The 23,163-nt window shown below is 58.0% G+C and carries 20 protein-coding genes and 1 pseudogene; 9 read left to right on the plus strand and 12 right to left on the minus strand.

Annotated elements, in window-relative coordinates:
- Positions 1-4 precede the first annotated feature (4 nt).
- The 3 genes from ACTZWY_RS12085 to ACTZWY_RS12095 are packed head-to-tail and all read left to right on the plus strand — an operon-like array spanning position 5 to position 3,886.
- A complete protein-coding gene (locus ACTZWY_RS12085; protein ID WP_444790968.1) occupies positions 5-976 on the plus strand; it encodes a tail fiber domain-containing protein in 972 nt (323 codons plus the stop codon).
- Between the two features lies 1 nt (position 977).
- Positions 978-1,751, plus strand: a complete 774-nt coding sequence (locus ACTZWY_RS12090; RefSeq protein ID WP_444790969.1) for a hypothetical protein — start codon at positions 978-980, stop codon at positions 1,749-1,751.
- Positions 1,748-3,886 carry a hypothetical protein gene (locus ACTZWY_RS12095; protein ID WP_444790970.1) on the plus strand — a complete coding sequence of 713 codons (2,139 nt, stop codon included), beginning with the start codon at positions 1,748-1,750 and terminating at the stop codon, positions 3,884-3,886. Before ACTZWY_RS12090 ends, ACTZWY_RS12095 begins: the two co-directional genes overlap by 4 nt.
- Before the next feature lie 33 nt (positions 3,887-3,919).
- Here ACTZWY_RS12095 and ACTZWY_RS12100 read toward each other — a convergent pair whose 3' ends face one another.
- The 5 genes from ACTZWY_RS12100 to ACTZWY_RS12120 form a co-directional block, all read right to left on the minus strand.
- A complete protein-coding gene (locus ACTZWY_RS12100; RefSeq protein ID WP_444790971.1) occupies positions 3,920-4,699 on the minus strand; it encodes a phage antirepressor KilAC domain-containing protein in 780 nt (259 codons plus the stop codon).
- Positions 4,699-5,082, minus strand: a complete 384-nt coding sequence (locus ACTZWY_RS12105; RefSeq protein ID WP_444790972.1) for a hypothetical protein — start codon at positions 5,080-5,082, stop codon at positions 4,699-4,701. The genes ACTZWY_RS12100 and ACTZWY_RS12105 overlap by 1 nt, the downstream gene beginning before the upstream one ends.
- An 817-nt stretch (positions 5,083-5,899) precedes the next feature.
- Positions 5,900-6,157 carry a hypothetical protein gene (locus tag ACTZWY_RS12110; protein WP_444790973.1) on the minus strand — a complete coding sequence of 86 codons (258 nt, stop codon included), beginning with the start codon at positions 6,155-6,157 and terminating at the stop codon, positions 5,900-5,902.
- A 151-nt stretch (positions 6,158-6,308) separates the two neighbouring features.
- Positions 6,309-7,031: a hypothetical protein gene (locus ACTZWY_RS12115; protein ID WP_444790987.1), complete on the minus strand. Its 723-nt coding sequence runs from the start codon at positions 7,029-7,031 to the stop codon at positions 6,309-6,311.
- A gap of 543 nt (positions 7,032-7,574) precedes the next feature.
- Positions 7,575-8,042 (minus strand): hypothetical protein, encoded by a 468-nt coding sequence (locus ACTZWY_RS12120; protein ID WP_444790988.1) that lies wholly within the window; start codon positions 8,040-8,042, stop codon positions 7,575-7,577.
- Positions 8,043-9,128: 1,086 nt separating this feature from the next.
- On the opposite strand from ACTZWY_RS12120, the pseudogene ACTZWY_RS12125 reads away from it, so the two are divergent.
- From ACTZWY_RS12125 to ACTZWY_RS12150, 6 genes and pseudogenes are all read left to right on the plus strand, one after another.
- Positions 9,129-9,554 (plus strand): annotated as a pseudogene (locus ACTZWY_RS12125) (hypothetical protein); the annotation flags it as partial.
- Positions 9,555-9,590: 36 nt separating this feature from the next.
- Positions 9,591-18,122 (plus strand): PLxRFG domain-containing protein, encoded by an 8,532-nt coding sequence (locus ACTZWY_RS12130; RefSeq protein WP_444790986.1) that lies wholly within the window; start codon positions 9,591-9,593, stop codon positions 18,120-18,122.
- A gap of 53 nt (positions 18,123-18,175) precedes the next feature.
- Positions 18,176-18,586, plus strand: a complete 411-nt coding sequence (locus ACTZWY_RS12135) for a hypothetical protein (RefSeq protein WP_444790974.1) — start codon at positions 18,176-18,178, stop codon at positions 18,584-18,586.
- 63 nt (positions 18,587-18,649) lie between these two features.
- Positions 18,650-18,949, plus strand: a complete 300-nt coding sequence (locus ACTZWY_RS12140) for a hypothetical protein (RefSeq protein ID WP_444790975.1) — start codon at positions 18,650-18,652, stop codon at positions 18,947-18,949.
- Positions 18,939-19,685 carry a peptidoglycan-binding domain-containing protein gene (locus ACTZWY_RS12145; RefSeq protein WP_444790976.1) on the plus strand — a complete coding sequence of 249 codons (747 nt, stop codon included), beginning with the start codon at positions 18,939-18,941 and terminating at the stop codon, positions 19,683-19,685. Before ACTZWY_RS12140 ends, ACTZWY_RS12145 begins: the two co-directional genes overlap by 11 nt.
- Entirely contained in the window at positions 19,682-20,005 is a 324-nt protein-coding gene (locus ACTZWY_RS12150) for a hypothetical protein (RefSeq protein WP_444790977.1), read from the plus strand. Before ACTZWY_RS12145 ends, ACTZWY_RS12150 begins: the two co-directional genes overlap by 4 nt.
- Before the next feature lie 143 nt (positions 20,006-20,148).
- On the opposite strand, the gene ACTZWY_RS12155 is transcribed toward ACTZWY_RS12150, so the two are convergent.
- The 7 genes from ACTZWY_RS12155 to ACTZWY_RS12185 form a co-directional block, all read right to left on the minus strand.
- Positions 20,149-20,397, minus strand: a complete 249-nt coding sequence (locus ACTZWY_RS12155) for a hypothetical protein (protein WP_444790978.1) — start codon at positions 20,395-20,397, stop codon at positions 20,149-20,151.
- Positions 20,394-20,834 carry a hypothetical protein gene (locus tag ACTZWY_RS12160; protein ID WP_444790979.1) on the minus strand — a complete coding sequence of 147 codons (441 nt, stop codon included), beginning with the start codon at positions 20,832-20,834 and terminating at the stop codon, positions 20,394-20,396. The genes ACTZWY_RS12155 and ACTZWY_RS12160 overlap by 4 nt, the downstream gene beginning before the upstream one ends.
- Positions 20,827-21,351, minus strand: coding sequence for a hypothetical protein (locus ACTZWY_RS12165; RefSeq protein ID WP_444790980.1), 525 nt, complete (start codon positions 21,349-21,351; stop codon positions 20,827-20,829). The genes ACTZWY_RS12160 and ACTZWY_RS12165 overlap by 8 nt, the downstream gene beginning before the upstream one ends.
- A complete protein-coding gene (locus ACTZWY_RS12170; RefSeq protein ID WP_444790981.1) occupies positions 21,351-21,557 on the minus strand; it encodes a hypothetical protein in 207 nt (68 codons plus the stop codon). The genes ACTZWY_RS12165 and ACTZWY_RS12170 overlap by 1 nt, the downstream gene beginning before the upstream one ends.
- On the minus strand, positions 21,547-21,831 hold the full coding sequence (locus ACTZWY_RS12175; protein ID WP_444790982.1) for a hypothetical protein: 285 nt from the start codon (positions 21,829-21,831) through the stop codon (positions 21,547-21,549). The genes ACTZWY_RS12170 and ACTZWY_RS12175 overlap by 11 nt, the downstream gene beginning before the upstream one ends.
- A gap of 181 nt (positions 21,832-22,012) precedes the next feature.
- A complete protein-coding gene (locus ACTZWY_RS12180) occupies positions 22,013-22,282 on the minus strand; it encodes a hypothetical protein (RefSeq protein ID WP_444790983.1) in 270 nt (89 codons plus the stop codon).
- Positions 22,279-22,794: a hypothetical protein gene (locus ACTZWY_RS12185; protein WP_444790984.1), complete on the minus strand. Its 516-nt coding sequence runs from the start codon at positions 22,792-22,794 to the stop codon at positions 22,279-22,281. Before ACTZWY_RS12185 ends, ACTZWY_RS12180 begins: the two co-directional genes overlap by 4 nt.
- Positions 22,795-23,163: the final 369 nt, after the last annotated feature.

Genomic DNA, 23,163 nt, shown 5'->3' on the forward strand with positions numbered 1-23,163 from the left:
CAAAATGGGTAAATCCAGCAGCGCCCCATCCCCAGACCCCCGAATGGGTGAAGCGGCAGTAAAGTCTGCTCAGACAGGCGAGCGCTATCTGGAATGGATGCAGGCCATGTCTGGTGTGGCCCAAGACTGGGCTGAAGAAGACCGAGGACGATACAAAGCCACATTCCGACCGCTTGAAGATCGCATGATCGCGGACGCCGAAAATCATGCTTCACCCGAAAGGAAAGCCAGCGCGGCAAGCGAAGCAATCGCAGACGTAAGACAGCAAGCCAATCTTGGTCGTCAACAAAGCCAGCGCCAAATGGCCGCAATGGGCGTGAACCCAGCATCAGGCCGGTTCGCCGCCGAGCAGCGCCGCGCGGTTACCGCTGAGTCCTTGTCCGCAGCTGGCGCAAGCAACATGGCACGCCGGCAAGTTGAAGCCGTTGGCGATGCTAAAATGGCAGATGTGGTCAATATGGGGCGCGGCATGGCAGTGAACCCCGGCACAAGCTTGGGGCTGGCCGGGAATATGGCCTCATCTGGGTTCGGTGGGGCAATGCAAGGACATGGCCAGGCTGGTTCAATTTACGGACAGCAGCACAATGCTCAAATGCAAGCGTGGCAAGCAAACCAAAACCAAAGTGCTGGGATCGGTCAGGGCATTGGAATGCTCGCCGGGGCCTTCATGTCATCGAAGGATTCCAAGACCAACAAGAAGAAGTCCATGGGTGTTCTGGACGCGGTCAAGGACATGCCCGTGGAAGAATGGGAATACAAGAAGGGCATGGGCGATGGCGGCGGTCGCAAGCACATCGGGCCTTATGCCGAGGACTTCGCCGAGAAAACCGGTTTGGGCAATGGCCGCGAAATCAGCGTCATCGATGCCGTTGGCGTCAACATGGGCGCCACCAAAGAGCTTGCCGCACAGGTCGATCGCATCGAATCCAAGATCGACAGCATTGGCGGGCGCAAGAAGGTGAAGGAGGCCGCGTAAGATGGCATTCGCTGGCGCTTTCCTCAAAGGCATGGCCGGTGGTGTCACCGCCCGAAACGATTACGACCTGCGCCAGCGGGAGATTTCCGCAATAGAAGCATTGGGGCAGAAGCGTTCGGAAAGCAGACAGGGAATGTCGTTGTCGCCCGATTCCATGCAGCCCGCCAACCAGAACAGTGCTTTGCGCGGCCAATCCCGCCCGCGTGCTGGAATGGGATCGCAGGAAGTTCGGTTCAACAACTGGATGAGCAATCCCGATCTGGCGCGTGGGATTATGGAAACCGCCGATGATCTGGGCATGGACCCTTTGGACCTTGCCACGATCATTTCCTATGAGACTGCCGGAACCTTTGACCCGACAAAGCGGGGGCCAACGACACAATGGGGCCAGCATCGCGGCCTGATCCAGTTCGGAGAGCCACAAGCACGCCAGCATGGTGTGAACTGGGATGATCCAATCCGGTCGCAACTGGGGCGTGATGGCGCAATCGCGCGATACTATCGCAGCAGCGGATGGAAGCCGGGTATGGGGCTGATGGACGCCTATTCCATCGTAAACGCAGGCGGCCCAGGCCTTCACCATCGTTCAGACGCCAATAACGGGGGTGCCCCCGGAACCGTGGCTGACAAGGTCAATTCACAGATGGCCGGTCATCGCCAGAAAGCAGAGGCTATGCTGACACGCTTTCAGTCATCATCGCCGGAACCAGAACAAGACAACGAACCGTCCACATGGGGCTGGGCAAGAGAATACCAAAGGGGTAACGCGCGATGAGCTTTTTTGCTGGATTTGTCCAAGGCGTTTTTCAAGGCAAAGATTGGCGTGAGGCGCGCGATGATCGCAAGCGCCGCCGCGAATTCGAGGATGAGGATCGGGAATGGACCGGCGAGGCGCGTGGGCGCCAACGTGATGTCTGGGGCCAGCAAGACGAGGACCGCGAACGCCGTAACCGGCAAAGCGATGAAGATCGTCGTGTCACACAATCCGAACGTGAGCGCCGCGAAGCATTGGAGCGGCAGGAACGCGAATTGCTGGGCGGCTTGTTCGATGGCAACCGCGATCAGGGGCTGTCCGCTTCCGAAGCCCTGCCCGATGGCCGTGACACGCGACAAGACACCCGCCCGCCACAGCGCCGCAGCCTGACACTGGAAGGGCTGGGACAGGTCGGCGCATCAGCGCAAGGCCAGATGTCCAATGACTTGCTGGCAGACCGTGTGGCACGACAGGAGCCGGTCCGAACGTCACCACAACCGAGGGTGGCGGGACAACCAACAGACCCGCGCACCCCCGATGCGACAACAAGCGCGGCTGATGGACGAATGGATCCCCGCGCGGGCCAGCCTGTGCAGCCTCTGCAAGCAGCGCAACAAATGCCGCAACAACCGCAAGCGCCTCGTCAATGGATCGACAGCACCCCGCCCATTGTTGTGCAGACGCCAAGCGGCCCTATTCGACAAGATGTTTTGCCACCAGCGCCACGGCCCGCAAACCCAACACGTCAGATCGCACCTGATACAGATATGTATGATCGGCAGGCTTGGCGCGGGCTTTCGCTGAACAATCTCATCGCAAGCCCCGCCGCTGCCAGCACAGTGCAGGACAGCGTAACAACCGGCACGCCCTACACCGCAGCGGAATTGCCGCCCCGCGCGCAGCAAAACCTGCCAGTGTCCGATGACCACCCCTTCAGGGGTGCGATTGAACGCGACCGCGCGCGCGGCGGCCTGAGTTCGGCGGCTGACACCCAGAACCCGCAAATCGGCCGGCGTATCGCGCTGGGTGTGTCCGATATTGCTGACCGGCTGCAAAACCCGCAGATCGATACATCATCGCCGGAGTTTCAGGAATTCCAGCGCATGAACCCCGAAGCAGCCACACAAGCGATTGAGCAAAGCCAAGCCGCACAGCAGCGCCAAGCCCAACGTCAGGCCGAACGTGAGGCTATCGCGGGCAGTCGGCGCAATCAAGGCACGCAACAGCCCCCTGCCCCAGCGCCAGCGCCACAAGGCAGCCAGCCCCAAGGCGCAGATGCTCAGCCCCGCGCTGCGCGCCGCGATGTTGACCTGCGCATATCCGGCAGGCAGGCTGACCTTGGCGGTGTTGCCGATGCGGTCACATCAACCGATAGCGGGACGCCCATTTTATCCGTGCGCCGCGGTGAAAATGAAATCGCTCAATCCGCAGGCATGAGTGCGGCACGGGCGCTGCGACCCGGCAGCCAGCAAGCCCCGAACCGCACACAGGTCAGGGAATCCGCACGCCGTGTGGTCAAGCGTTTCGAGGATCATGATATCGAACGCATCGAAAGTTTCTATGTTCAGCAAGGTGACTTCGCCAAAGCCAAAGCGTTCCGCGATTGGGCAGGGGCAGCAAACACCCGGCGCGGCATGGAGAAGTGGGCCGAAGCCATGACGTATTGGGGGATGAACGATGATGAAAATTTCCTCGACGCCATCACTCAAGTTTACAATTCGCAAGGCTATTACGATGATGGCCTGACTGCCGTTCGAGAGGGCACCAGCTTTGAATTTGACCAGCAAGGTCAGATCATCGGGGCAACCGTCACTTTCCGCGACGAATCCACCGGCCAAACCTTCCGGCAGCAGATCAATGGTCCGCGCGACCTGATCGGGTCCGCGATCATTGGGGCACTGGCGCCGGAATCGGTGTTTGACATCATGGAACAAGCCATAGGCGGGTTCGGGCCGCAGCAGCAGCAAGGCCAGATCACACCGGCGCAGCGCGTCAGTATCCGCCAGCAAGCCATGAAAGAGGCCGAAGCCGCCGCCGGTCTGGGCGGTCAGGTCACACCGGAAATGATCGATCAAGCCGAAGAACGCATACTCAGCCGCATGATGGGCGGGGTTGGCGCGGGTGTAGGTGGTGATGTTCCCCTACTGACCGAATAAGAAAAGGCCCCCGAATTGGGGGCCTTGTGTTGTTCAAATGGCCAAACTCAGGCTGGGCTTGATCAGCTTCGCAAGCGCAGTCAGACCTTTGGGGGTCACTCTTACCTGTTCCGTGACCTTTTCAGAGCCATCGGCGCGCAGAACAGTTGTCACCTTGTGTTCAAGCATACCGGCAGTCGTTTTGCTCTGATAGCCCAGCCAGCTTGCAGATCCCGCGCGCTTGTATATCCAGCCGTTGCGACTCAGATAATCGAACAGGTCTTTAGGCCGCATCTGCAATGCTTTGGCTGCCTCAGTGATATTCAGGCTGCCATCAGCCTTACTCAAGCGATCCAATGCTTCCTCAGATGGCAAGAGTTCCTGAACGCGCTGCTCCAGCTTCTCGGTGCGCTCACTATAATTCAGCAACAGGTTGCGAAGCTGCGTCGGGTTGTTCAGGTCGATTGTGCCGCCATCCCGCGCCACACGCTTGACTTCTGCTTCCAGCGTATTGAACGCTGAAATGTAGGACAGCTTCCATTTTAGAGCCTTCGTGCCAGTGAAACCCATGGCCAGCAATGTGAACCCGTCACGGTCCATATCGAAGCTACGGTATGTCTGGCCGTTGGAAGGCTCAACATATGGGGTCTGCATAAAATTATGCAGACCTAGATCAGGCTCTTGCTGGATTAGATTGTCGATGCTGTTAAGAACCGACCGGTGTTCTTTGCCAAAAAACGCGGCCACATCACGGCTGTTGGCAAATACTTCACCTTCGCGCGCGAACACAACTGGCTGACGTTCCGCATTTATTGCTACATCTTGCTGGTTCATTATGCTGCCTCCGCCCATTCGCGCACTTCCTTGTAGATCAGATGCCCAAGTGGGCCATCACACGGCGCATGTTCTCCGAAAAAGGTGTATGCTGCGATTTTCAGAAGCACGTCACGCGGCTCCTGTGATGGTGTTTGAACCACTTCATCAGCGAGTGCTAAGGCGTGATCGGACTTTGAAACGGAAAACCCTTCCGGTGCGGTGTCTGCGGTCGCCCGTGCGCTACGCCAAATGTCGAACGCTTCCTGAACTGGTGTTTTTGCCTTGCAGCCATTCAGGCCTGCCAAGGCGAAGTAGAAAAAAGCAGCATCGGTGAAATACCTTTTACGGCAGGACTCGCCTTCCCTCCGCACAGGTGTAGTGATAGTGCTGGCCATAGCCATTGTGCGATCTCCCTTTTAGATCGTGCTTCGGTTAGGCCGCGTTTGGTGCTCCAACACCTTGCGCGGCTGATTTATTTATGGCATACCTTAGAGCATCGCGTCAAGCATCACTTTAAGTATAGGTTCCAGCATGAAGGAAAACATAAAAGTCAGAGAGAATCGACTGCGCAGAATGGCGGATCGGCAAGGGCTTAGGTTGATGAAGAGTCGCTCTCGTGATGTAAATGCCATAGATTATGGTCTTTATGCGCTGATAGACCATCAGCATGGAGGGGCGATTAACCCTGCTCTTGCTAATCGCTGGACGTGCAGTTGGACCCTCGATGACGTTGAGGAATACTTGACTTCAGACTAGATTAAATTGAGCAAAATAGGTCGCTTGCAAAATGAAAAATACAAAACTCATCAATGCCTTAGCCGTGTCATCTGCTGTTTTGATATCCGGCTGCGTGAGTGGATCGCAGGAAACTATGACTGGCCCATCTGGGCAACAGATGTCGGTGGCGAAGTGCAGTCAGTCCCCTAGCGGGTGTTACCAGCAAGCCTCGAACACATGCCAAGGGCCTTATCAGGTCACCGATAGTTATCGCAAAATGGGTGGATTGCTCGCCGATGCAATTCCGGGGCCGGTTTCTTGGTATTACATGACGTATCAGTGCGGACCGAGTGACGGGCGCACCCCATCATTCCCAATGCGAGGCGCCGCATACACGCCACCGCAGCCGCAGCAAGTAGTGCAGCCCCATCGCACGCCAAGCACAACGAATTGCAACCAAGTCGGCACTTCTGTCATTTGCAATCATTATTGATTTAGGGTTCAGGGCTTCCCAACCATCATTCGGCCAGTGAAGTAAGCAACTGGCAGGCCTATAATCATGGCCAGCCCTACTGGAACGCCCAAAAGCGCCAACATGATTACAGCCACGCCTGAAGCCCAAATGCCGCTCACCATCACCGAATTGAACACGCACAATTCCGCAAGCCATTCAGGAAAGTTATCAGCGTCGAAGCACGAAATTAGCGCCAAGACGCCAATAGCCAGATAGGGCACCAAGAATATAAGGTATTGATCCACTGGAAAGCCGCATTTTTGGTTGGGCTTTCAGCTTACTGATGTTTATGGGGCCACGCAAGTTAGACGGTCCAGACACAACATATAGTCTTTATTGATAGGCCGATTCAATATATTGTGTCTAAATCGCCCCAAGCCAGAGGTTCTCGCCGTGTCAAACCTTTTCGACCGCGACTATGCAGCCGCCAATCGTTCCCCGTTTCAAAAGGTAGAGGACATCGCGCGGCAATCCCGTGTTCCGGTCAATGTTCTTCTGACCTTGGGGGAGCGGGCGAAGGTCGAAAAGCCGGAGGATTTGATTTCGGTTGCCCAAACCGCCGCTGAAGAACTTGGCCCCGCGATCAGTGAGGGGCAAGATATTCGCGAGATTATCCGGTCCATGGCCGGTGACGAATCCGATGCCTTCTTTCAGCGCGCCCGTGAGATAGGCAACGAGCTTTATCCAGACCGCATGCAGGCCGCACAGGCGCAGCGCCAGCAGGCCGCCAGCGCACAGGGCAGGCGCGGTATCGGCGAGAACCTTGCCATGGGTGCCAAGCAGTATCCCGAAGGGTTCCTGTCCGGTGTCGGGCGCGGCATCCAGATGCTTGGATTCGATGATGCAGGCAATGCGGTTGTTCAATTCGCAGAAGATACCTTTGGCCAATCCGAAGATGAGAAAGCCCGCAGTGCCGCCATCGCGGAACAAAGCCGACTGGATCAGGAAATCTTTGACGGGTTCATAGCGGCTGCCCCCGGCATTCTGGGCGATATCGCTGCGTCCGTTGCCGGTGCAAAAACAGGTGCGGCCATCGGGGCGGTTGCGGGGCCGAAGGGCGTGGTTGTTGGTGGGCTTGTCGGTGCCATTGCTGGCGCTACAGCCAGTATCTTGCCCCAAATGATCGCATCGGCTTGGGGAACAGCCGAAGCCAATGACTGGGACACCGAAGATCCTGATGTCCAGTCCCGGATATTGAAAACAGCCATCGGCACAAGCATGGTGCAAACCCTATTCCCCGCCACAGTTGGTAAGGCGCTGGGTGGGGCAATCAACGTAGCCGCAGAAGGCGCTGCCAGATCGGTAATTCAACGCGCCGCCGCTGGTGCGGCCGCAGGTTCGGCCCTTGAGGGCACGGCGGAAGCTATCGCCCTTCTAAGCGAACAAATCATGTTCGACCGTGATGTCCAGAACGCTTTGACAGATGATGACTGGCGAGCCGTTGGACCTATCCTGCTGGAGAAGTTCGGGCGGGAAGCTGTTGTGGCGTTCGGGATCGGCGCGCTTATGGGTGGCACGATCGGGGGGCCTGCCGCCGCAGTTGAGCGGGGCCGCGCAAATCGTCAGATCGGGCAGGATCAGGCACAAATCCCCCCTGCCCTTGAAGGTATCTGGGCACAGGCAGAGGAACTGGCCCCCGGTGAAGTGAACGGGGTTCCTAAGTCAGAGCATGGCGCGTTTATGCGTGGTGTTCTCAATGAGCTGAACGGCGCAGAATTCGGCTTGTCGCGCTTGACAGATGGCGACCCGACCGAAGGGCGCACAGCCGCACAGCAACGCGCCTATGAAAAAGGCATTGCTTGGGCGCGGCAGCAGGGCGGTGATGTGGCCGAAGGTCTGCGTGCGAAGGCGAAAAGCGATACGCAGGCCGCACAAGAGGCGATGCAACAACCCACTGCCGCGATCGATGAGCGTGCAGGAAGTGACGAACGCGACGATATGTCCGCACCGGAACCCAAGCAAGGCAGCCTTTCGCATGCCGCGCTGGAGGGTGCCCGCCGTGCTGGAGCAGTCGCACAGGATACCGGAGCGGTTGGGGTTTCGCCGCAGTCCGGTATGCCCGGTGGTGATCCGCAAGCCTCGGAGGTTGATCAGGGACGGTTGCCTCAGCAGGACACCACCGGGCAGCAAATTCCCGCTATCCTTGAATTCCGTGGCGATATCGACCCTGAAAACGTGTTTATCATCGGGGAAACGGAGACGGGTGTTCAGATCATGGACCCTGAGACCGGCGAGATTGGGGAAATCGCGCGGGCTGATATCGAAATGGGCATTGTGAGCTTGACGCCGTTGGGTGAGGCCAGCCAGCAGGCTGATCAGCCCGTCAGCATGTCACCGGCCAGCGAGGCCCCGCAGGGCGAAGCGATCCCGCCGCAGCCCGACGAATATGAGAGCGCAGTTCTGGAGTTCGGCCAAATCGCCGACAACCTGACCAGCATAGGTCAGGCAGAACGCGTGCTGGCCGATATCTACACCACAAGCCGCGAGTTCGGGGAAAACGAGGAGTTGCGCGCGATCCGTGAGCGGATTGAAGGCTATATTGAGCAGCAAGAAGCGCAGCAACGTGACGCAGAGGAGGCGCAGCGCGCCGAGGACAGCCTGATTGAATCGCCTGACCCGCAGGCAAGCGCGGAGGACGCCACGCCACTGGGCGAGCTTGGTTCGGGCGCGCAAGGCGCATCCGGTGCCGCCGCTGTAGCCCTTGGCGCGATTGCGAAAGCGGATGGCACCCCGTTCAAAAGCGCTGCAGCGCTGAAACAGAAGATTGCGCGCGATGGCTTGAAGGTGGATGAATACGACATTGTCGAGCGTGAAGGCGGGTTTGTGGCGGTCAAGAAGGCCCAAACTGAACCACAAACCGATTTGATTGATCCAGATGTTCCACAAGCAGGGCAGGACATTGCCCCCCAAACCGAAGGAGAATCCACCGATGGCATACAGCAAGGGCAGCAAGAAGGGTTGCAGCGGCAAGGGCGGGAAGAAGAAGTAGCGCAGGAGCAGGCCGCGCCGGCGGGAGAAACCCCGGCGCAGGCTTACGATGGCGTCACTGTTGAGGATATCCGCGAACGCGCCGCCGTGCTGCGCGGACTTCCCGAAGATCGCCCGCCAGTCGTTCCGGGTATCAGCATCAAGTGGGACGCCAAGGAAAACGGCTTCATCTTCTCTCGCAAGCACAAGGATAGAGTGCTTGAGGCAGCCTATGTCATGGAAGATGATATGGCGGCTGAGAAATCCAAGGATGGCCCCACGACAGCCGAGGACTTCGACAAGATTGCCGCCGAGACGGACCCCAACCCGACCCCCGCGCAGGCCGAAGCGGAAAACTACCGCACGGCAAAGACCGACTGGCGCGGGCTGAAGTTGTCGATCGAGAACCGCAAGGGGACTGAACGCAAGGGCGTTGGTCCCGATGGCACGGAATGGTCTGTGACCATGCCTGCGCACTATGGCCGGATACTGGGCACTATAGGCGCGGATGGCGATCATGCAGATTTTTACATGGGTGACAACCCAGACAGCAACCGTGTGTTTGTGGTTGATCAGAAGGATGCGGAGACAGGCGCGTTCGATGAACACAAGGTTATGCTGGGCTTCAACACCCAGAAAGAGGCCAAGGACGCCTATCTAGCGGGCTTCAATGATGGTCGGGGCCGTGACCGCTGGGGCGGTGTAACGGCCATGAGCGTGGCCGATCTGGGCGCGGCGCTGAATGATCAGGCTCGCTGGCAGAAGCCTATGAAGATGGTTGAGCCCGCGACGAAGGGGGCGCAGGCGACCGCTAAGCCTAAAAGTAAAACACCAAAGCAGAAACGTGAGGCACGCAAGGCAGCGCTGGCCGATTACTTTACGCCGGGGAACATCGTCAAAAGCTATGGCGGAACAGACAGGGTTTTGTCCTACTTACCTGATGATGATGGCGGCTTCACCGTCACCGTGGAATCTGTAGTTGAAAGCGATGGTAATTGGCTGAAAAACCCGAACGACAGTCGCATTCGCACGCACAGCACGTCACCAAGCGAAGCAAATTTGCGTGCGGGCCCTATAAAGAGCGCTGATCCCGCCCCCCGTGATCCTGCGAGCTGGGTGATCCGCAACAAGGATACCGGCGAAGTCGTGATGGAGACGACTGATCAGAAAAAGGTTGATGCCCTCAACACGGAAAAATATGAAGCGGTCCCGATCAGAGAGTATTTGGCGAGCTTGAACAATCAGAATGCCTCCGGGGCGCAGGCAGAGGCTACACCCGAAGCGGAAGAAACTGACCACGAACCCGCCCCTGTCCCTGCATCCAAAGCCATCAAGGGACTTTCCGAAGCAGAGAATACAGAACTTGCCGCGCTTGAAGCGCAGTTTGTCGACAAGTTTAAGGGCCAGACCAGCTCAGGGCTTGATCCGGATATGGTGTCGATTGCCCTGAAAATCGGCAATCTTTATGTGCGTGCTGGCCGCAGGCGATTCCGCGACTTGATCAATACCATGATGGAGCGAATGGGGCTTTCGTTTGATCAGGCCCAGCCATATGCACGCAATGCTTACAACCAGATTCGTGATGACATGGATTTGGCAGGTGATGACGTGTCCGATATGGACAGTTCCAGCGATGTTATGGCCGAGATAAGAGCATTTCGCGCAGAGGAATCGCGCAACGCCGCTGAATCTGCTACAGTGGAAGAAGCGAATGCAGAAGGTGACGCAGATGTATCAGATGCCAGCGGAAATCTGGAACCAAGTAGCGGAACACAACCCAGTGACGGATTGGGGGCTGAGGGTGTTCCCGCAGCCGCAGCACCTGATGAACGCGGAACTGGAAGTGAAGGAGCGGCAGCTTCAGGAACAGGGCGTGGATCAGTCAGTGATCAACGCTTATCTGGTGATGATGCCACTTCTGTGGGAGCGGGTCGCGATAGCGAAGCTGGTGCAGAAGCGCCCGATTCTGGCGCAGGCGTTCCCGAACGTGGAGACGCCGGAAGAAGCGGTGCTGATAGCCAGTCTGGATCGGAATCTGACGGAGGAAGATCAGGAAGCCCTCAAAGCCCTGCTGGAAACCGAGCCGACCTGAAGGCACGCATCGCCGCGCAAAAAGCGGCGGATAAAGCGCGTATCCCTGTCAAGCTGGCTGACCCTGACAATATCGCTGAAACCCTGCCCCTGCTGTTCGAGAGCCAGCAGCAGGACGTTCTGAAGGCTGAGACACGCTTCCAGAACCCCGACAATCACGGCATGATGTTCACCAACGGAACTGGGACCGGAAAGACCTTTTCGGGTCTTGGCGTGGTCAAGCGCTTCGCCTTGCAGGGGAAGAACAGCACTCTAATCATAGCGCCCACCCAAGGTATCATATCGGACTGGATCAAGTCCGCTGGTGATATTGGCCTTGATGTTAAGGCACTGGATGGCATCAGGGATGCCGGTGACGGAATTTCTATCACCACATATGCAAATCTGGGTGAAAACGTTTTTCTTGCCACCCGCGATTTTGACCTGGTCGTCGCCGATGAAGCCCAGACGTTGATGCAAAACGAGGGTGGGGACAGCACAGCCGCGCTTGACACCTTCCGCGCCATTACAAACCACCCGCGTGGCTATGCCTATCGTGCCGACATGCTTGAGCATGAATTGGTTTCGGAGGTAAGGGCGCTGCGTAACGAAATCGACGCGGCCAGAAAATCCGAGGATCAGCGCCAGCTGCAACGTGTGGATGCGCTGGTTCAACAGCAAGAAGCACTCCATCAGAAACTGAGCGAGCGCAGAAAGGCACATGTCGAGCGCTTCGCTGCCCAAGACCGCAGCAAGGCCGTGTTCCTTTCGGCAACCCCGTTCGCTTATGACAAGAACGTTGATTATGCCGAGGGATATTTGTTCGACTATCCCGCAGTGGAGAACAAGGGCGGCTACAACACCGCCGAGGGCCGTGACGCCTTTATGGTGCAGAATTTCGGCTACCGGATGCGCTACAACAAGCTCACCCGCCCCGAAGGTGATGTGAATAGCGCCGTTATGGAGCGTCAGTTCCATGAGCGCCTAAAGGCCGATGGGGCGCTGTCCGCGCGGGTTCTGGACGTGGATGCCGATTATAGCAGGGCTTTCGCGCTGATCGCTGACAGCAACAGCCCTGGCATGGCCCTTGGCCAGCAGATCGACCGCGCAATGAGCGTGATGTGGGATGATAACGACAGGCGGTTTCACGATCTACATGAGTTTGTGCGCAAGCGCTTCGACTATCTCACCCGCATGCGCCTTCTCGAAGCTATCAAGGCAGAAGCCGCAATCGACATGATCAAGGCCGACATGGCCCTTGGGCGTAAGGTCGTGGCCTTCCATGATTACAACAGCGGCGGCGGCATCAATATCTTTGACACCAGCGCCATGCCGAATGATGCGGTTCGGGACCAATACCAGTTGTTCCGTTCTGAAAACCCATGGTCCGATGATCTGAACTTTTCCGGCATGCGCAGCCCGATCGAAACTTTGTCCGATGCCTTTCCCAAGGCGCTGATCTACAACGGCACGGTAAGCAAAAAGGCGCGTGAGGATGCGAAACGCCTGTTCAATGAGGATGGTTCGGGCTTTGATCTGATCGTGGTGCAAAGCGCCGCCGGTGAGGCCGGTATCAGCCTGCATGATACCACAGGCCAGCACCAGCGTGTGTTGCTCAATTTAGGCATGCCGACACGCCCGACCACGGCCATTCAGGAGGAAGGCCGTATCTATCGGGTTGGTCAGGTCACAGACGCTATTTTCCGCTATCTGAACACCGGCACCGATTGGGAGAGGCACACCTTTGCCCAGCGTATCGCTGAACGGGCATCCACTGCTGAAAATCTTGCCATGGGCGAGCAAGCGCGCGCGCTGAAGCAATCCTTTATCGAGGCATTCACAGAAAGCGATACAGTCACTCCGGGGGAAGGTGAAGGAGTCGGCGGCAAGGATCGGGACCGTATGGACAACTCAATCAGTCCATATGAGCGCGCAAAGACCTATTATTTCAGCCAGCAAAAGCGCACAGGTCGGCGCGACCGGCGTGAGGGTGTCGATTATTTCGCAACACCTGAGCCAGTTGGCTTCAAGATGGTTGAAATGGCAGACCTGAAGCCGGGTGAAAAGGCGCTGGAACCGTCTGCTGGGCATGGTGCAATCGCGCGGTTCTTCCCTGAGACTGTGAACAGCACGATTGTAGAGCCGGAATTTGGGCTTTTGAGCCGTGCCATGCTGGCGCAAAACGAAGCGCGCGCCGAACAAATGCGGTTCGAGGATCTTCATATCGCCAACAAATACGATGCGATTGTGATGAACCCGCCCTTCGGCGCAGGCGGCAAGACCGCAATGGAGCATGTGGCCAAGGCCATGAAGCACTTGCGCAATGGTGGCCGTATCGTTGCATTGATCCCAGAGGGGCCAAGCGCGAACAAGCGCTATGATGCCCTGATGGAAAGCACCGAGGCCAAGGATTTCTACGAGGTCGCAGAGGTCAAGTTGCCAACCGCCACCTTTGGACGGGCCGGAACCGGCGTCAAAACCCGTGTTGTTGTCATCGAAAAGCATACCGATGCCGAGGTTGCCAAAACCCTGAACCATCAGCGCAGGGATTACGACAGCGTTGACAATATCAATGATTTGTTTGACCGCATCGAAGATATGACGATCAACGCGCGCCGTGAGCCGTTGACGAAAGATGCTGATATTGAGGTCTACGATGCCCGTGGGAAGCGCACACTGGGCGGGTTCAAGGTCCAATACACCCCTGACACCGTGAAAATCACTTCGCGTATCCAAAGGCCTGTATTTGCGGCACTGGTGAAAGAGGCCGATACGCAAAGCGGCGCCTATGACCGTGATGCGAAGGCGTTTTCTTTTCCAAACATGGAAGCCCGCGATAACTTCCTTGAGGCGCTTCGCAAGGGTGTAGAGCCTGTAAGGCCGGATGAGAGCGGGCAAAGCACCTTCACCCTGTCCGAAACCACACATGCCAAGAGAGGGGTCAAGCTGTTCGTGGCCAGTATCGATGCGCGCGTATCCCCTGAAGAATTCAGCAGGTTGCGCAATCTGGCAAAGGTGCATGGTGGTTATTGGTCAGCCTATACCAAGATGGGTGCGATCCCCGGATTCCAGTTCGAGACAGTCGCAGAGCGCGGCGGGTTTTTGGATGCCGCACAGGTCGAGGCCAAAGAATCGCGTATTGCCCCAGACCAAGAGCCTGTTGCCACGTTGCGCGGCGATGAGTTGGGCGTAGCGTTTGACGGTGCTGCTGATATGCCGGCACTTCGCAAGGCTGCGCAGAACTGGTATCGGGACAACCTTTCTGGGACCACAGCCCAAATGAAAGATGGTCGAACGGTCACGTTCGGGCGGCGCGGATTGCGGAAAAGCACAACAGGTTCAAAAGGCGATGTGCTTCTTCGCTCAGTTCCCGCGATAAAGAATATAATCGAACAGGGCGAAATTGTGCTGACTGAGCCGGGGAACAATCCGGCTGTTCTGGAACGGGTCGTTATCGCCGCACCAGTGTCGATTGATGGTGAGACATACCCGCTCGCCGTTTCTGTCCATAAGAACGCAAATGGCAGGTTCCATTATGATTTGACTATGGATCGGGATGGGATCGGGCGTCCGGGGGTCGATCTTCCCGGCGGGATCACGAATGAATCGCGTCAGTCGGCATTGGAAGGCACGCCCGATGATCTGAATCTATTCATTGCGGATGGTTCTGTCAACGTAGCGCAGACAGATACTGCCCCCACCCCCGATGATATGCGCCAGATCGCAAGCGCTGTTAAGGCTGAACTGTCCCGTTCCATCCCCGGCGGCGGCATCACCGCCAATGTGGCGCGGGGGCTGCTCAATGCGGCTGGCGTGCCCATCCAAGGGCGCTGGCAGGGGCGCCGCGCGATGATCGAGGTCAATCCCGACAGCGCCGACAGCCCCGTAGGCACACTGCGCCATGAGATAGTCCATGCGCTGCGCGATGCGGGCCTGTGGGGCAAGCCCTATGGCCTGTTCACGCGGGCCGAGTGGCAGGGGCTTGTGGCGGCCGCACGGCGCGACAAGGCGCTTATGGCGCGGATTGATGATCTGTATCCCGACCTGAACCAGACTGACCGGCTGGAAGAAGGCGTGGCCGAGCTTTACCGCCTCTGGGCGCGCAACATGGATCAGCGGAGCGGGCTGGACCGGGCGTTCCAGAAGATCCGGGCGCTGTTTCAGGCGCTGGCCAATGCGTATCGGGGCCAAGGCTTCCAGTCGGTAGCGCGGACGTTCGAGGGGATTGCCTCTGGCCGTGTGGGTGGGCGCGGGCTGGGCGGCATGCAGACCACAGGCGCGGTGGCAGCGGAATCCCGCTTCGCCCCGGCCCGCCGCACTGATGGCACCTTCGCCACCAAGGCGGGCGAGTATTCTAAGGCATTGTTGGCCGATGGCGGGCGCGTGACCGACGCGAAAGAGCGCGGCCTGATCGGCAACATTCTGACCGATGCCATGGGCGGCAAGAGCGACCGTGTGAACCTTCTGGCCCTTGTGCCGGGTGAACCCCTGATCCGTGAGCTTGCCAAGAACATCAAGTCCGCTCAGAAGTATCTAAGCATGAAGCACGACTTCTCCGCCATGAAGAACAACCGGCAGAAGATGGCGGCCGACATCGCGGAAGAATGGGGCTCATGGGGCCGAAAGAACGCCAAGAGCAATGAGGTTCTGATGGGCCTGATGCACGATGTCACCATTGCGGGTGTCAGCCCCGCAGAGCCTATCAGCTTCAGGCCGAAGCGCACGGATGAGGGCAAGGCAGCATACGCCGAATATCAGGCCCGGCACAAAGACATCTACGACACCTTCAAGACCCGATTCGACCGCCTGCCCAAGAAGGCGCAGGAAATGTATCTCAAGGTTCGCGATGCCTATGCCGAGATGAGCGAGACCGAGCGCCAGATCATTCTTGAAAACGCGCGGCGTGCGATGGAGTTGAACGTCGAGCGGGCGCAGCGCCGCTATGATGCCCGGATGAAGGAAATCGTGGAGGACGGGCTTGAAGGAGATGCGCGCGAGGCCGAGGAGGCCAAGGCCAAGGAGGAACTGGCTCAGGTCAAGAAGCGCGATGGCTACGGCAGGTCAGCGCGCCTCAAGTCGCTAAGGCTCATGTTCGAGAGCAACAAGGTGCAGGGCGATTACTTCCCCTTGATGCGCCACGGGAACTATCAGGTCACGGTCAAGGATGAGGCGGGCCGGATTGTCCATTTCGAGAAGTTTGAGAGCGAGCGCGCCCAGCTACAGGCACAGGCCCAACTCAAGCGGGAGAACCCGACCTTTGATGTCAAGGGCGGCGTGATGCCGACCGGATCGGCGCTGAAATCCATGCTCGATCCTACGTTTGTGGCAGACATCGAGGCGATATTGTCCGCGTCCGAGACCGATCCTGCGATCATGGACGCGATCTGGCAGAAGTATCTTGAGACCTTGCCCGAGTTGTCGCTTCGCAAGAACAAGATCCACCGCAAAGGCACGCCGGGGTTCACGCAGGACGCATTTCGCAATTTCTCCAAGCAGATGTTCCACGGCGCAAACCAGCTTGCCCGCCTGAAGTATGGGCAGGACATGCGCCTTGCTCTTGATGACGCGCACAGGGAGGCCAACGAGGCCGCAGACCCATCACGGGCTATGCTGGTCGTCAACGAGATGGAGAAGCGCCACGATTGGGTGATGAACCCGCAGAGCAGCGCATGGTCCACCGTCGCCACCACAGGTGCCTTCGTCTACTATCTGGGCGCGACCCCCGGCGCGGCGCTGGTCAACCTGTCTCAAACTATCGTCGTCGGTATCCCCGTTCTTGCCTCTGCGTTCGAGCGCGGGACGGTCGCGGGCGCAGCGCGTCACTTGGCGCGCGGGTTGCGCCAGTTCGGGCAGGCCAAGGGCAATCTGCTCAAATCCAAGCACCTGACCGCCGAGGAGAAGGCGCTGCTCAAGCGCGCACATGATGAGGGCGTGGTAGAGAAGACCCAGAACCATGACCTCACAAACTACGCCGAGAGCGGCATTGCCTATAACGACCGAGTTCAGCGCGTGATGAAGGTGATTTCGTGGATGTTCCACAATGCCGAAGTGCTGAACCGGGAGGTCACGTTCATTGCGGCGCACCGGATGGCAAAGGAGAACGGCCAGCACGGAGAACAGGCATACCAGACAGCCAAAAGGCTCAACCTCAAGACGCACTTCGACTATCAGTCAGAGTCACGTCCGCGCCTGCAGTTCAACGATTGGGTGAGGGTTTTTACAATTTTCAGAAACTACCAACTCAACATGCTGTATCGCCTGTTCCGCGACTCGCATCAGGCATTCCAAGGGGCCACTGAGGCAGACCGGAGGGAAGCGCGCGGCCAGCTTATCGGGATCACGGGCATGATGATGCTGATGGCCGGTGTCAGCGGGACATGGGGCTATGCGCTTCTCACAACGCTTCTGGGGCTGTTCAGCGATGGCGGCGCGGATGAGGTCGAGGAAGAAATCAAGGCCGCGCTGGTCAACACGCTGGGCCGGGACATGGCGGGTCTGATCCTCAAGGGCGTTCCCGGCCACCTGACCGGCACGGACCTGTCAAACCGCATGGGTATGCCGGAATTGTGGTTCCGCCGCCCTGACCGCCAGCAGGAAGGACAAGACCTTTACAACCACTGGCTTGAGCAGGCCCTTGGGCCAGCAGCAGGTATTGTAGGAAGCCAGTTCCGCGCCTTCAACATGGCGAAGGAAGGCGAGTGGCAGCGCGGGTTCGAGACATCCATGCCCAAAGCCCTGCGTGATGCGTCCCGCGCGATCCGCTATGCCAGCGAAGGCGTCACCACGTTCCGGGGCGATTCCATCATCGAGGACATCAGCCCCGCCGAGGCGCTGACGCAGGCCATAGGCTTCACCCCCGCGCGCGTGTCCGAGCGGTATCAGACCAACCGCTTCATGAAGAATGAGGAAATGCGGGTCAGAGGGCGCAGATCGCGCCTGATGGCTGACGCCTATCAAGAAGTGAAAGCCGGTGGCCCGCTATCGGATAGGACACGGCGCGCGATTCAGGAATTCAACGCCGAATACCCCGGCTATCCAATCACGTCCCAAACCTTGCGGCAGTCCTTCCGCGCGCGGGTTCGCGGCGAAATAGAAACTGTTGACGGTGTCCGCATCAATCGCAGCCTTGATCAGGAAATCCGTGAGGGCCGCGCCCCGACAATCTACAATTAGCGGTTTCCAAAATGACAGGCACAATATGTTGTGTTAATGTGCAGCAAATTGCGATGCAAACCGATATGGAGACTGCCGTGAAGGGAATGTGGGTGATGATTTGGGAGGCGCTGGTTCATCTCTGCACTGCCGCTGCACTTTGGTTGTCCGGTGAGGCCGGTCGAGTGGCGGTCGCGGGGGGCGCTGGCGCGATTATCAGATGGTGGGCATCTGAGAAGAAGAATTTGCGAAACGGGGTGGTGCAAACGCTGTCAGGCGGTCTGGTCGCCACATACATGTGGCCGCTGGTCTTCGGAATGCTGAACTTTTTTATCCCTGCTCTTGGGAAGGATCCTGAAACCATCGCGGCCAGCGCCTTTGTGGCGGGCATGATGGGGATCTCAATCGCAAAGATCGCCCTGGCGCTTGTCGAAAGCTACGCGCGTCAACACCAGCCTCCACAAGATGGAGGCCGCAATGGCTGATAAATTGTCATTCAAAAAAAAGTGCAGCCCTGTCAAGCGCACGGTGATTGAGGAGGGCAAGGCATGGCTCGCCGCCATGGCTTTGCTGTTGGTTTATCTCATCGCAACAGTGGGGATTTCTCAATGACCGCTGAACCGCGCCGGAAAACATGGAAGCGCGAAGTAGCCGTGGCCGTTCTGGCCTTATATGCCGGCGCATATGGATGGACGCTCTATGCGCTGTCTTGGGCACCGGCTGAAAACGCCAGTCAAATGGTCACGATGGTCAACGGTGCCGCGCCTTGGGTAGCTGCACTGGTTGGCGGGGCCTTTGGCTTGGATGGATATTCCAAGCAAATCAAGAGGCAGGATCATGGCCAATAATCCAGTATTGCGGCTTGGGTCGCGCGCGCCTTCTGTCCGCGACTTACAGACACTCCTGAACAGTGCAGGTGCATCGCCACGCCTTACGGTGGACTGGCATTTCGGCGCGCTCACAGATGCGGCTGTGCGGCAGTTCCAGTCGCGCATGGGCCTCAAAGTCGATGGTATCGCAGGGTCGCAGACATGGGCCACGCTGCGCGGCGCGCGACCGACAATCGCGCCAACCCCTGCCCCATCTACTCCAATCAAGGGCGCTACCAAGTTTGCCGCAGTTACGCGCGCACAGGCCCCGAATGTGTTCGGTGCTGCCGGAAATGCCCGCGCCGAAGCGGGCCGGTGCCATCTGCCATTTGCGCATGTATTGGCATGGAACTTGAGCGAAACTATTGTCCAGTTCCGGTGCCATGAACTGATCGCGCCAGCAATGACGTGGGTGTTTGCCGAGGCGGCAAAGCACTATGGCGAGGCTGAATATCGCCGCCTGCGTCTTGATCGCTGGGCCGGTTGCTTCAACCCCCGCCGCGTCCGCGGCGGCACGTCTTGGTCCATCCACGCCTACGGGGTGGCGGTTGATACTGACAGTGAACGCAATGGCCTTCACACGCCGACAGCAAATTCGCCCCTCGCAGGCCCGGAATATGCGCCTTGGTGGAGTATTGTCGAAGCATCTGGCGGCCTTTCCTTTGGCAAGAAATATGGAAGGGACTGGATGCACTGGTCGTATGTGCAGGAATGATCCCGCGTTCATGGATCATAGGCACCGCAGCGGTGGCGCTTGTCACGTCCAATGGCGTTTCTCTGTTGCAGGGTAAGGCATGGGGCGAACGGGTGGCAAATGCGCAGCATGATGCAGCCGTGGAAGCGCTGGAGGCCGAACTTGAAGAAGTCACCGCCAAGGCCGCGCAGGCCGAATCCGAACGCCTTGAACTGGAAAGGGAACGAAATGACCTCCTCGCAGACCTTGACCGGCAGGGCGATGCGGCTGACGGTGCTGGGCGTGTTGCCCTTCCTGCTGACAGCGTGCGAAGGATCGACGCCATCGGGCGCGCGCCTTAATCCCCCGCCGCCCTCACTGACACAGTCCTGTCAGGCCGCCGTGGCCTTGCCCGCGGGCGACATGACGCAGGCGCAGGTGGAGCGGCTCTGGCGGGCAGATCGTGCCCGCGTCACCGAATGTCGTGAAAAGCATTCAGGGCTTGCTACTTGGGCTGCGGGTGTTGTGGCGGCAGTTTCAAACCGGCCCTGATGAACGCATGTAGCTCTGTGCATGCCTCAAAGCTATCAAGCCCCATATAGCCGCGCTGCAATATCCATCCACTCATCCAGTTCGCCCAGTCGCCGGGGTAGTTATCCCCTTTGGCTGGACCTTCTGGTTTCGGAATAGGGCAGTCTGTATGGGGCTTGTCGGCCAGCGCGGCTTCGCGGCCAAGGTTGAAGGGGGCGGTCATTCCAGCGCTGCCAGTATGCGGGCTTCATAGTCAGCCTGTGCGGCGGCTTTGGCGGCTTCAAGGCTGTCATGAAACCTCTCCCCATCGTATCCCGTCCCGTGGCCGGGGTAGGAGAATGAAACCTCAAACTGACCGCGCCCCCGCCAAAGCGTAATCATATAGTTGGCTTGGTAATAGGCACCTGCCTTCGCGCCCATGCCTTCAAAATCCTTCCATTCCAGCGCCTTCACCTTTGGCGCAGCGCGGGCGTTCCATGCAAGGATAGCTCCATTTGTTGATGGCGCGAATGGCCCCATTGTAAGGCACCGCGAACAGTTCACAGCATAGCGTGTTGGGTTTTGCGTGGTTGCGAAGTAGGCTGGGTGATCGGCCTTTCCCATATCGTCAATCTCGCCCCCGCAAAATGGGCAAGGCTTCATCTCAACTTCTTCACTCATCCCCCAGCGCCTCCCGCGCTATTCTCTGTGCATCTGAAAGCACAGGAGTTGTGGTGATCTGGCGAAGGGCGGATAGCAACTTTTTGCTTTCCTTTACGGTCAACTGCCTAGGCCATGTTCGCGCGAGGTTGCGTGTTAGGCTCGGACTATCGAGGCCGCTAAAGACAGGATAAGGCGGAACCGATCTTGCCAGCCGACCGGCTATTGTCCTCAAGCGATCCGCCTGCTCAAATTTGCCTTCTTCGCGAAGCCACTCCATGACATCGACCATATCATCGACCGCCTCTTGCGCCGATCTACTGGTATGTTTCCAATCTTCAACAAATTTAGGGCGCTGGAGCGAAAGCCGGTCGAAAATATTTTCCACATCATTCGGGGTGCTGCGGCGCTCTACAAGCCCCCACCCCATGCTTGGCATGACACCCAGCCGCAGGTATTTCCAGAAAGGCAGGCGGAACCATAGCCGCCCGATCTGGCACTCATAGGCGGTTGCGCCCTTGAAATAGATCATCGCCATCAGATCAGTCCCTTCTCTGTCAGAAGGTTCTCCGAGGCCGTGAGTGTCGCCACCCCGCCCCGGCGCAGGTTTCCATCTGGGGCATCAATCTGGCACTGTGATAGCGGTATCCAGATGTCGGACCCGTCCTCAACATCGCGCACGCAGACCGCGCGCTCTGTCTGGTGCTGGAAGATCACAGAGACATCGTGAAGGTCAGACTTCATCGGCCTGCCCTTTCATCGCGTAACCCACACCTGCCGTGTTGTGCAAAGGCACTTCGACGATCATGGCGTCACCGGACCAGACGCAGACCCGCCACATATCGCAGTGCAGACCGGGAAGATCGCACTGCACGGTGATGCGTGTGACCTTGATGTATCGCTCAGGGGCTTCGTTCGGATCGTTCGTGGCGCGGACGTGGTCGCCAACCGCGAATGATCTTGCTTCCCCGTCAACGGGCAGGAAATCCACCCACTGCGCTTCGCGTAAATCACCCATCAGCCTTTCCTCCCAAAATGCCACCTGCGCATTTTGCTGTCGGGCAAACCGAAGCGCGCCCATGGCATAGATGTCCGCGCAATGTAGAAATAAAGAGGGAACCGACTGTCAAAGTGCAGCAACAACCCCGGCACCTTAATCAGATACATTGGGGGCATAAAGCACAGGTAAAACCATCGCTTCACTGGCCTTCCTCCCGCTTCGCCAACCAGTGTCTTATGGTGTCTCCGTCAAACTCGAACATTAAGCCAGTAGCCCTATAAGCTCCCAGCTTCAAATCGCCTTCTTTAAGGTCGCTCCGTTTTTTGCTGGAGATGACTGTCTTTCTAAGTATATCATCGGGATTTCCGGTCCATGCCGATGCGTCAAGCGTAAAAATAACATCGTGATCGCCGTCCCATTCATGCGTGAGCAGATCAGCTACGATTTCCTCAGCTTCGAGATCAATCACTGGCCTTCCTCCCGCTTCACATCATCTTGCTCCAGCAGGTCTGTCAGGGCGGCCAGCATATCGGCGGTGCTGGTGAATGCGCCGGATAAATCGGAGTTGGGATAGTGGAGGCGGTCGCCCCCACCGCCCACCAGCCAGCCGCCGTTATCTTGGCGCTCTATGCGGATGAGCCTGATGGGCTTTTCGGAACTCATGCGGCCAGCGGGCGGGTGTGGGGCATCCGGTTCATGGACAAAGTTTTCGCGCAGCCTGCGCTGAAACTCCAATTCCGACACCTTCTCGACATGCCTCATGTTGTAGATCGCCTCAAGCTGTTCGGGCGTCCACTGATCAGCGCGCCGCTCGGTCTTGGCCTGTTTATCGAAGCCCTCTGCTACGTCATCGACCTTGGATAGATCGTAAAGATGCCCGCGCCACGCCAGTAGCCGGAAGCCTTGACTCCTGCATTCCCTGAAAGCATCGCCAAAATTCAAACGATCAAGGTTCGTTTTAGCATCTGACTCCGGTCCCATTTTGCTGCACTCCTTGCTGCACATTTATTCTTGCAGAATAGAGCAAACACCAATAAACACAAGGCTTAGTAATTTGGTTGAACGGACACCCCATCCGCCACTTGCCCTCGCAAAAGCGTTCTCCCGATCCGGCTGGGGCCGGATTTTTCCGTTGTTTTCGAGGGTTATGCGGGTGGGGCTGAGCACTGGCCCCGGTACCAGATGGTCTGGCAGCAGTCTCATAGGGCCGGTATTCTCTGGACCTGATGACTGCGCGAATTTGGTGAATAGCTTGCAGGCAGCTGACATTATTGCGTTTTTCGGCATCCCGCGCTGAGCACTTCGACAGGAGTCGCATCCGGTCAAATGGAAAAGAAATCGAACCTGCAT

This window comes from Roseinatronobacter sp. NSM, from assembly GCF_052379845.1.
In the GTDB taxonomy this organism is placed as follows: domain Bacteria; phylum Pseudomonadota; class Alphaproteobacteria; order Rhodobacterales; family Rhodobacteraceae; genus Roseinatronobacter.

Coding starts and splice junctions, on each gene's coding strand:
- ACTZWY_RS12090 (WP_444790969.1), top strand. CDS start 978: ATGGCATTCGCTGGCGCTTTCCTCAAAGGCATGGCCGGTGGTGTCACC.
- ACTZWY_RS12175 (WP_444790982.1), bottom strand. CDS start 21,831: ATGGGTGATTTACGCGAAGCGCAGTGGGTGGATTTCCTGCCCGTTGAC.
- ACTZWY_RS12130 (WP_444790986.1), top strand. CDS start 9,591: ATGAGCGTGGCCGATCTGGGCGCGGCGCTGAATGATCAGGCTCGCTGG.
- ACTZWY_RS12085 (WP_444790968.1), top strand. CDS start 5: ATGGGTAAATCCAGCAGCGCCCCATCCCCAGACCCCCGAATGGGTGAA.
- ACTZWY_RS12100 (WP_444790971.1), bottom strand. CDS start 4,699: ATGAACCAGCAAGATGTAGCAATAAATGCGGAACGTCAGCCAGTTGTG.
- ACTZWY_RS12150 (WP_444790977.1), top strand. CDS start 19,682: ATGATCCCGCGTTCATGGATCATAGGCACCGCAGCGGTGGCGCTTGTC.
- ACTZWY_RS12140 (WP_444790975.1), top strand. CDS start 18,650: ATGGCTCGCCGCCATGGCTTTGCTGTTGGTTTATCTCATCGCAACAGT.
- ACTZWY_RS12155 (WP_444790978.1), bottom strand. CDS start 20,397: ATGACCGCCCCCTTCAACCTTGGCCGCGAAGCCGCGCTGGCCGACAAG.
- ACTZWY_RS12105 (WP_444790972.1), bottom strand. CDS start 5,082: ATGGCTATGGCCAGCACTATCACTACACCTGTGCGGAGGGAAGGCGAG.
- ACTZWY_RS12160 (WP_444790979.1), bottom strand. CDS start 20,834: ATGAGTGAAGAAGTTGAGATGAAGCCTTGCCCATTTTGCGGGGGCGAG.
- ACTZWY_RS12095 (WP_444790970.1), top strand. CDS start 1,748: ATGAGCTTTTTTGCTGGATTTGTCCAAGGCGTTTTTCAAGGCAAAGAT.
- ACTZWY_RS12165 (WP_444790980.1), bottom strand. CDS start 21,351: ATGGCGATGATCTATTTCAAGGGCGCAACCGCCTATGAGTGCCAGATC.
- ACTZWY_RS12185 (WP_444790984.1), bottom strand. CDS start 22,794: ATGGGACCGGAGTCAGATGCTAAAACGAACCTTGATCGTTTGAATTTT.
- ACTZWY_RS12170 (WP_444790981.1), bottom strand. CDS start 21,557: ATGAAGTCTGACCTTCACGATGTCTCTGTGATCTTCCAGCACCAGACA.
- ACTZWY_RS12135 (WP_444790974.1), top strand. CDS start 18,176: ATGCAAACCGATATGGAGACTGCCGTGAAGGGAATGTGGGTGATGATT.
- ACTZWY_RS12145 (WP_444790976.1), top strand. CDS start 18,939: ATGGCCAATAATCCAGTATTGCGGCTTGGGTCGCGCGCGCCTTCTGTC.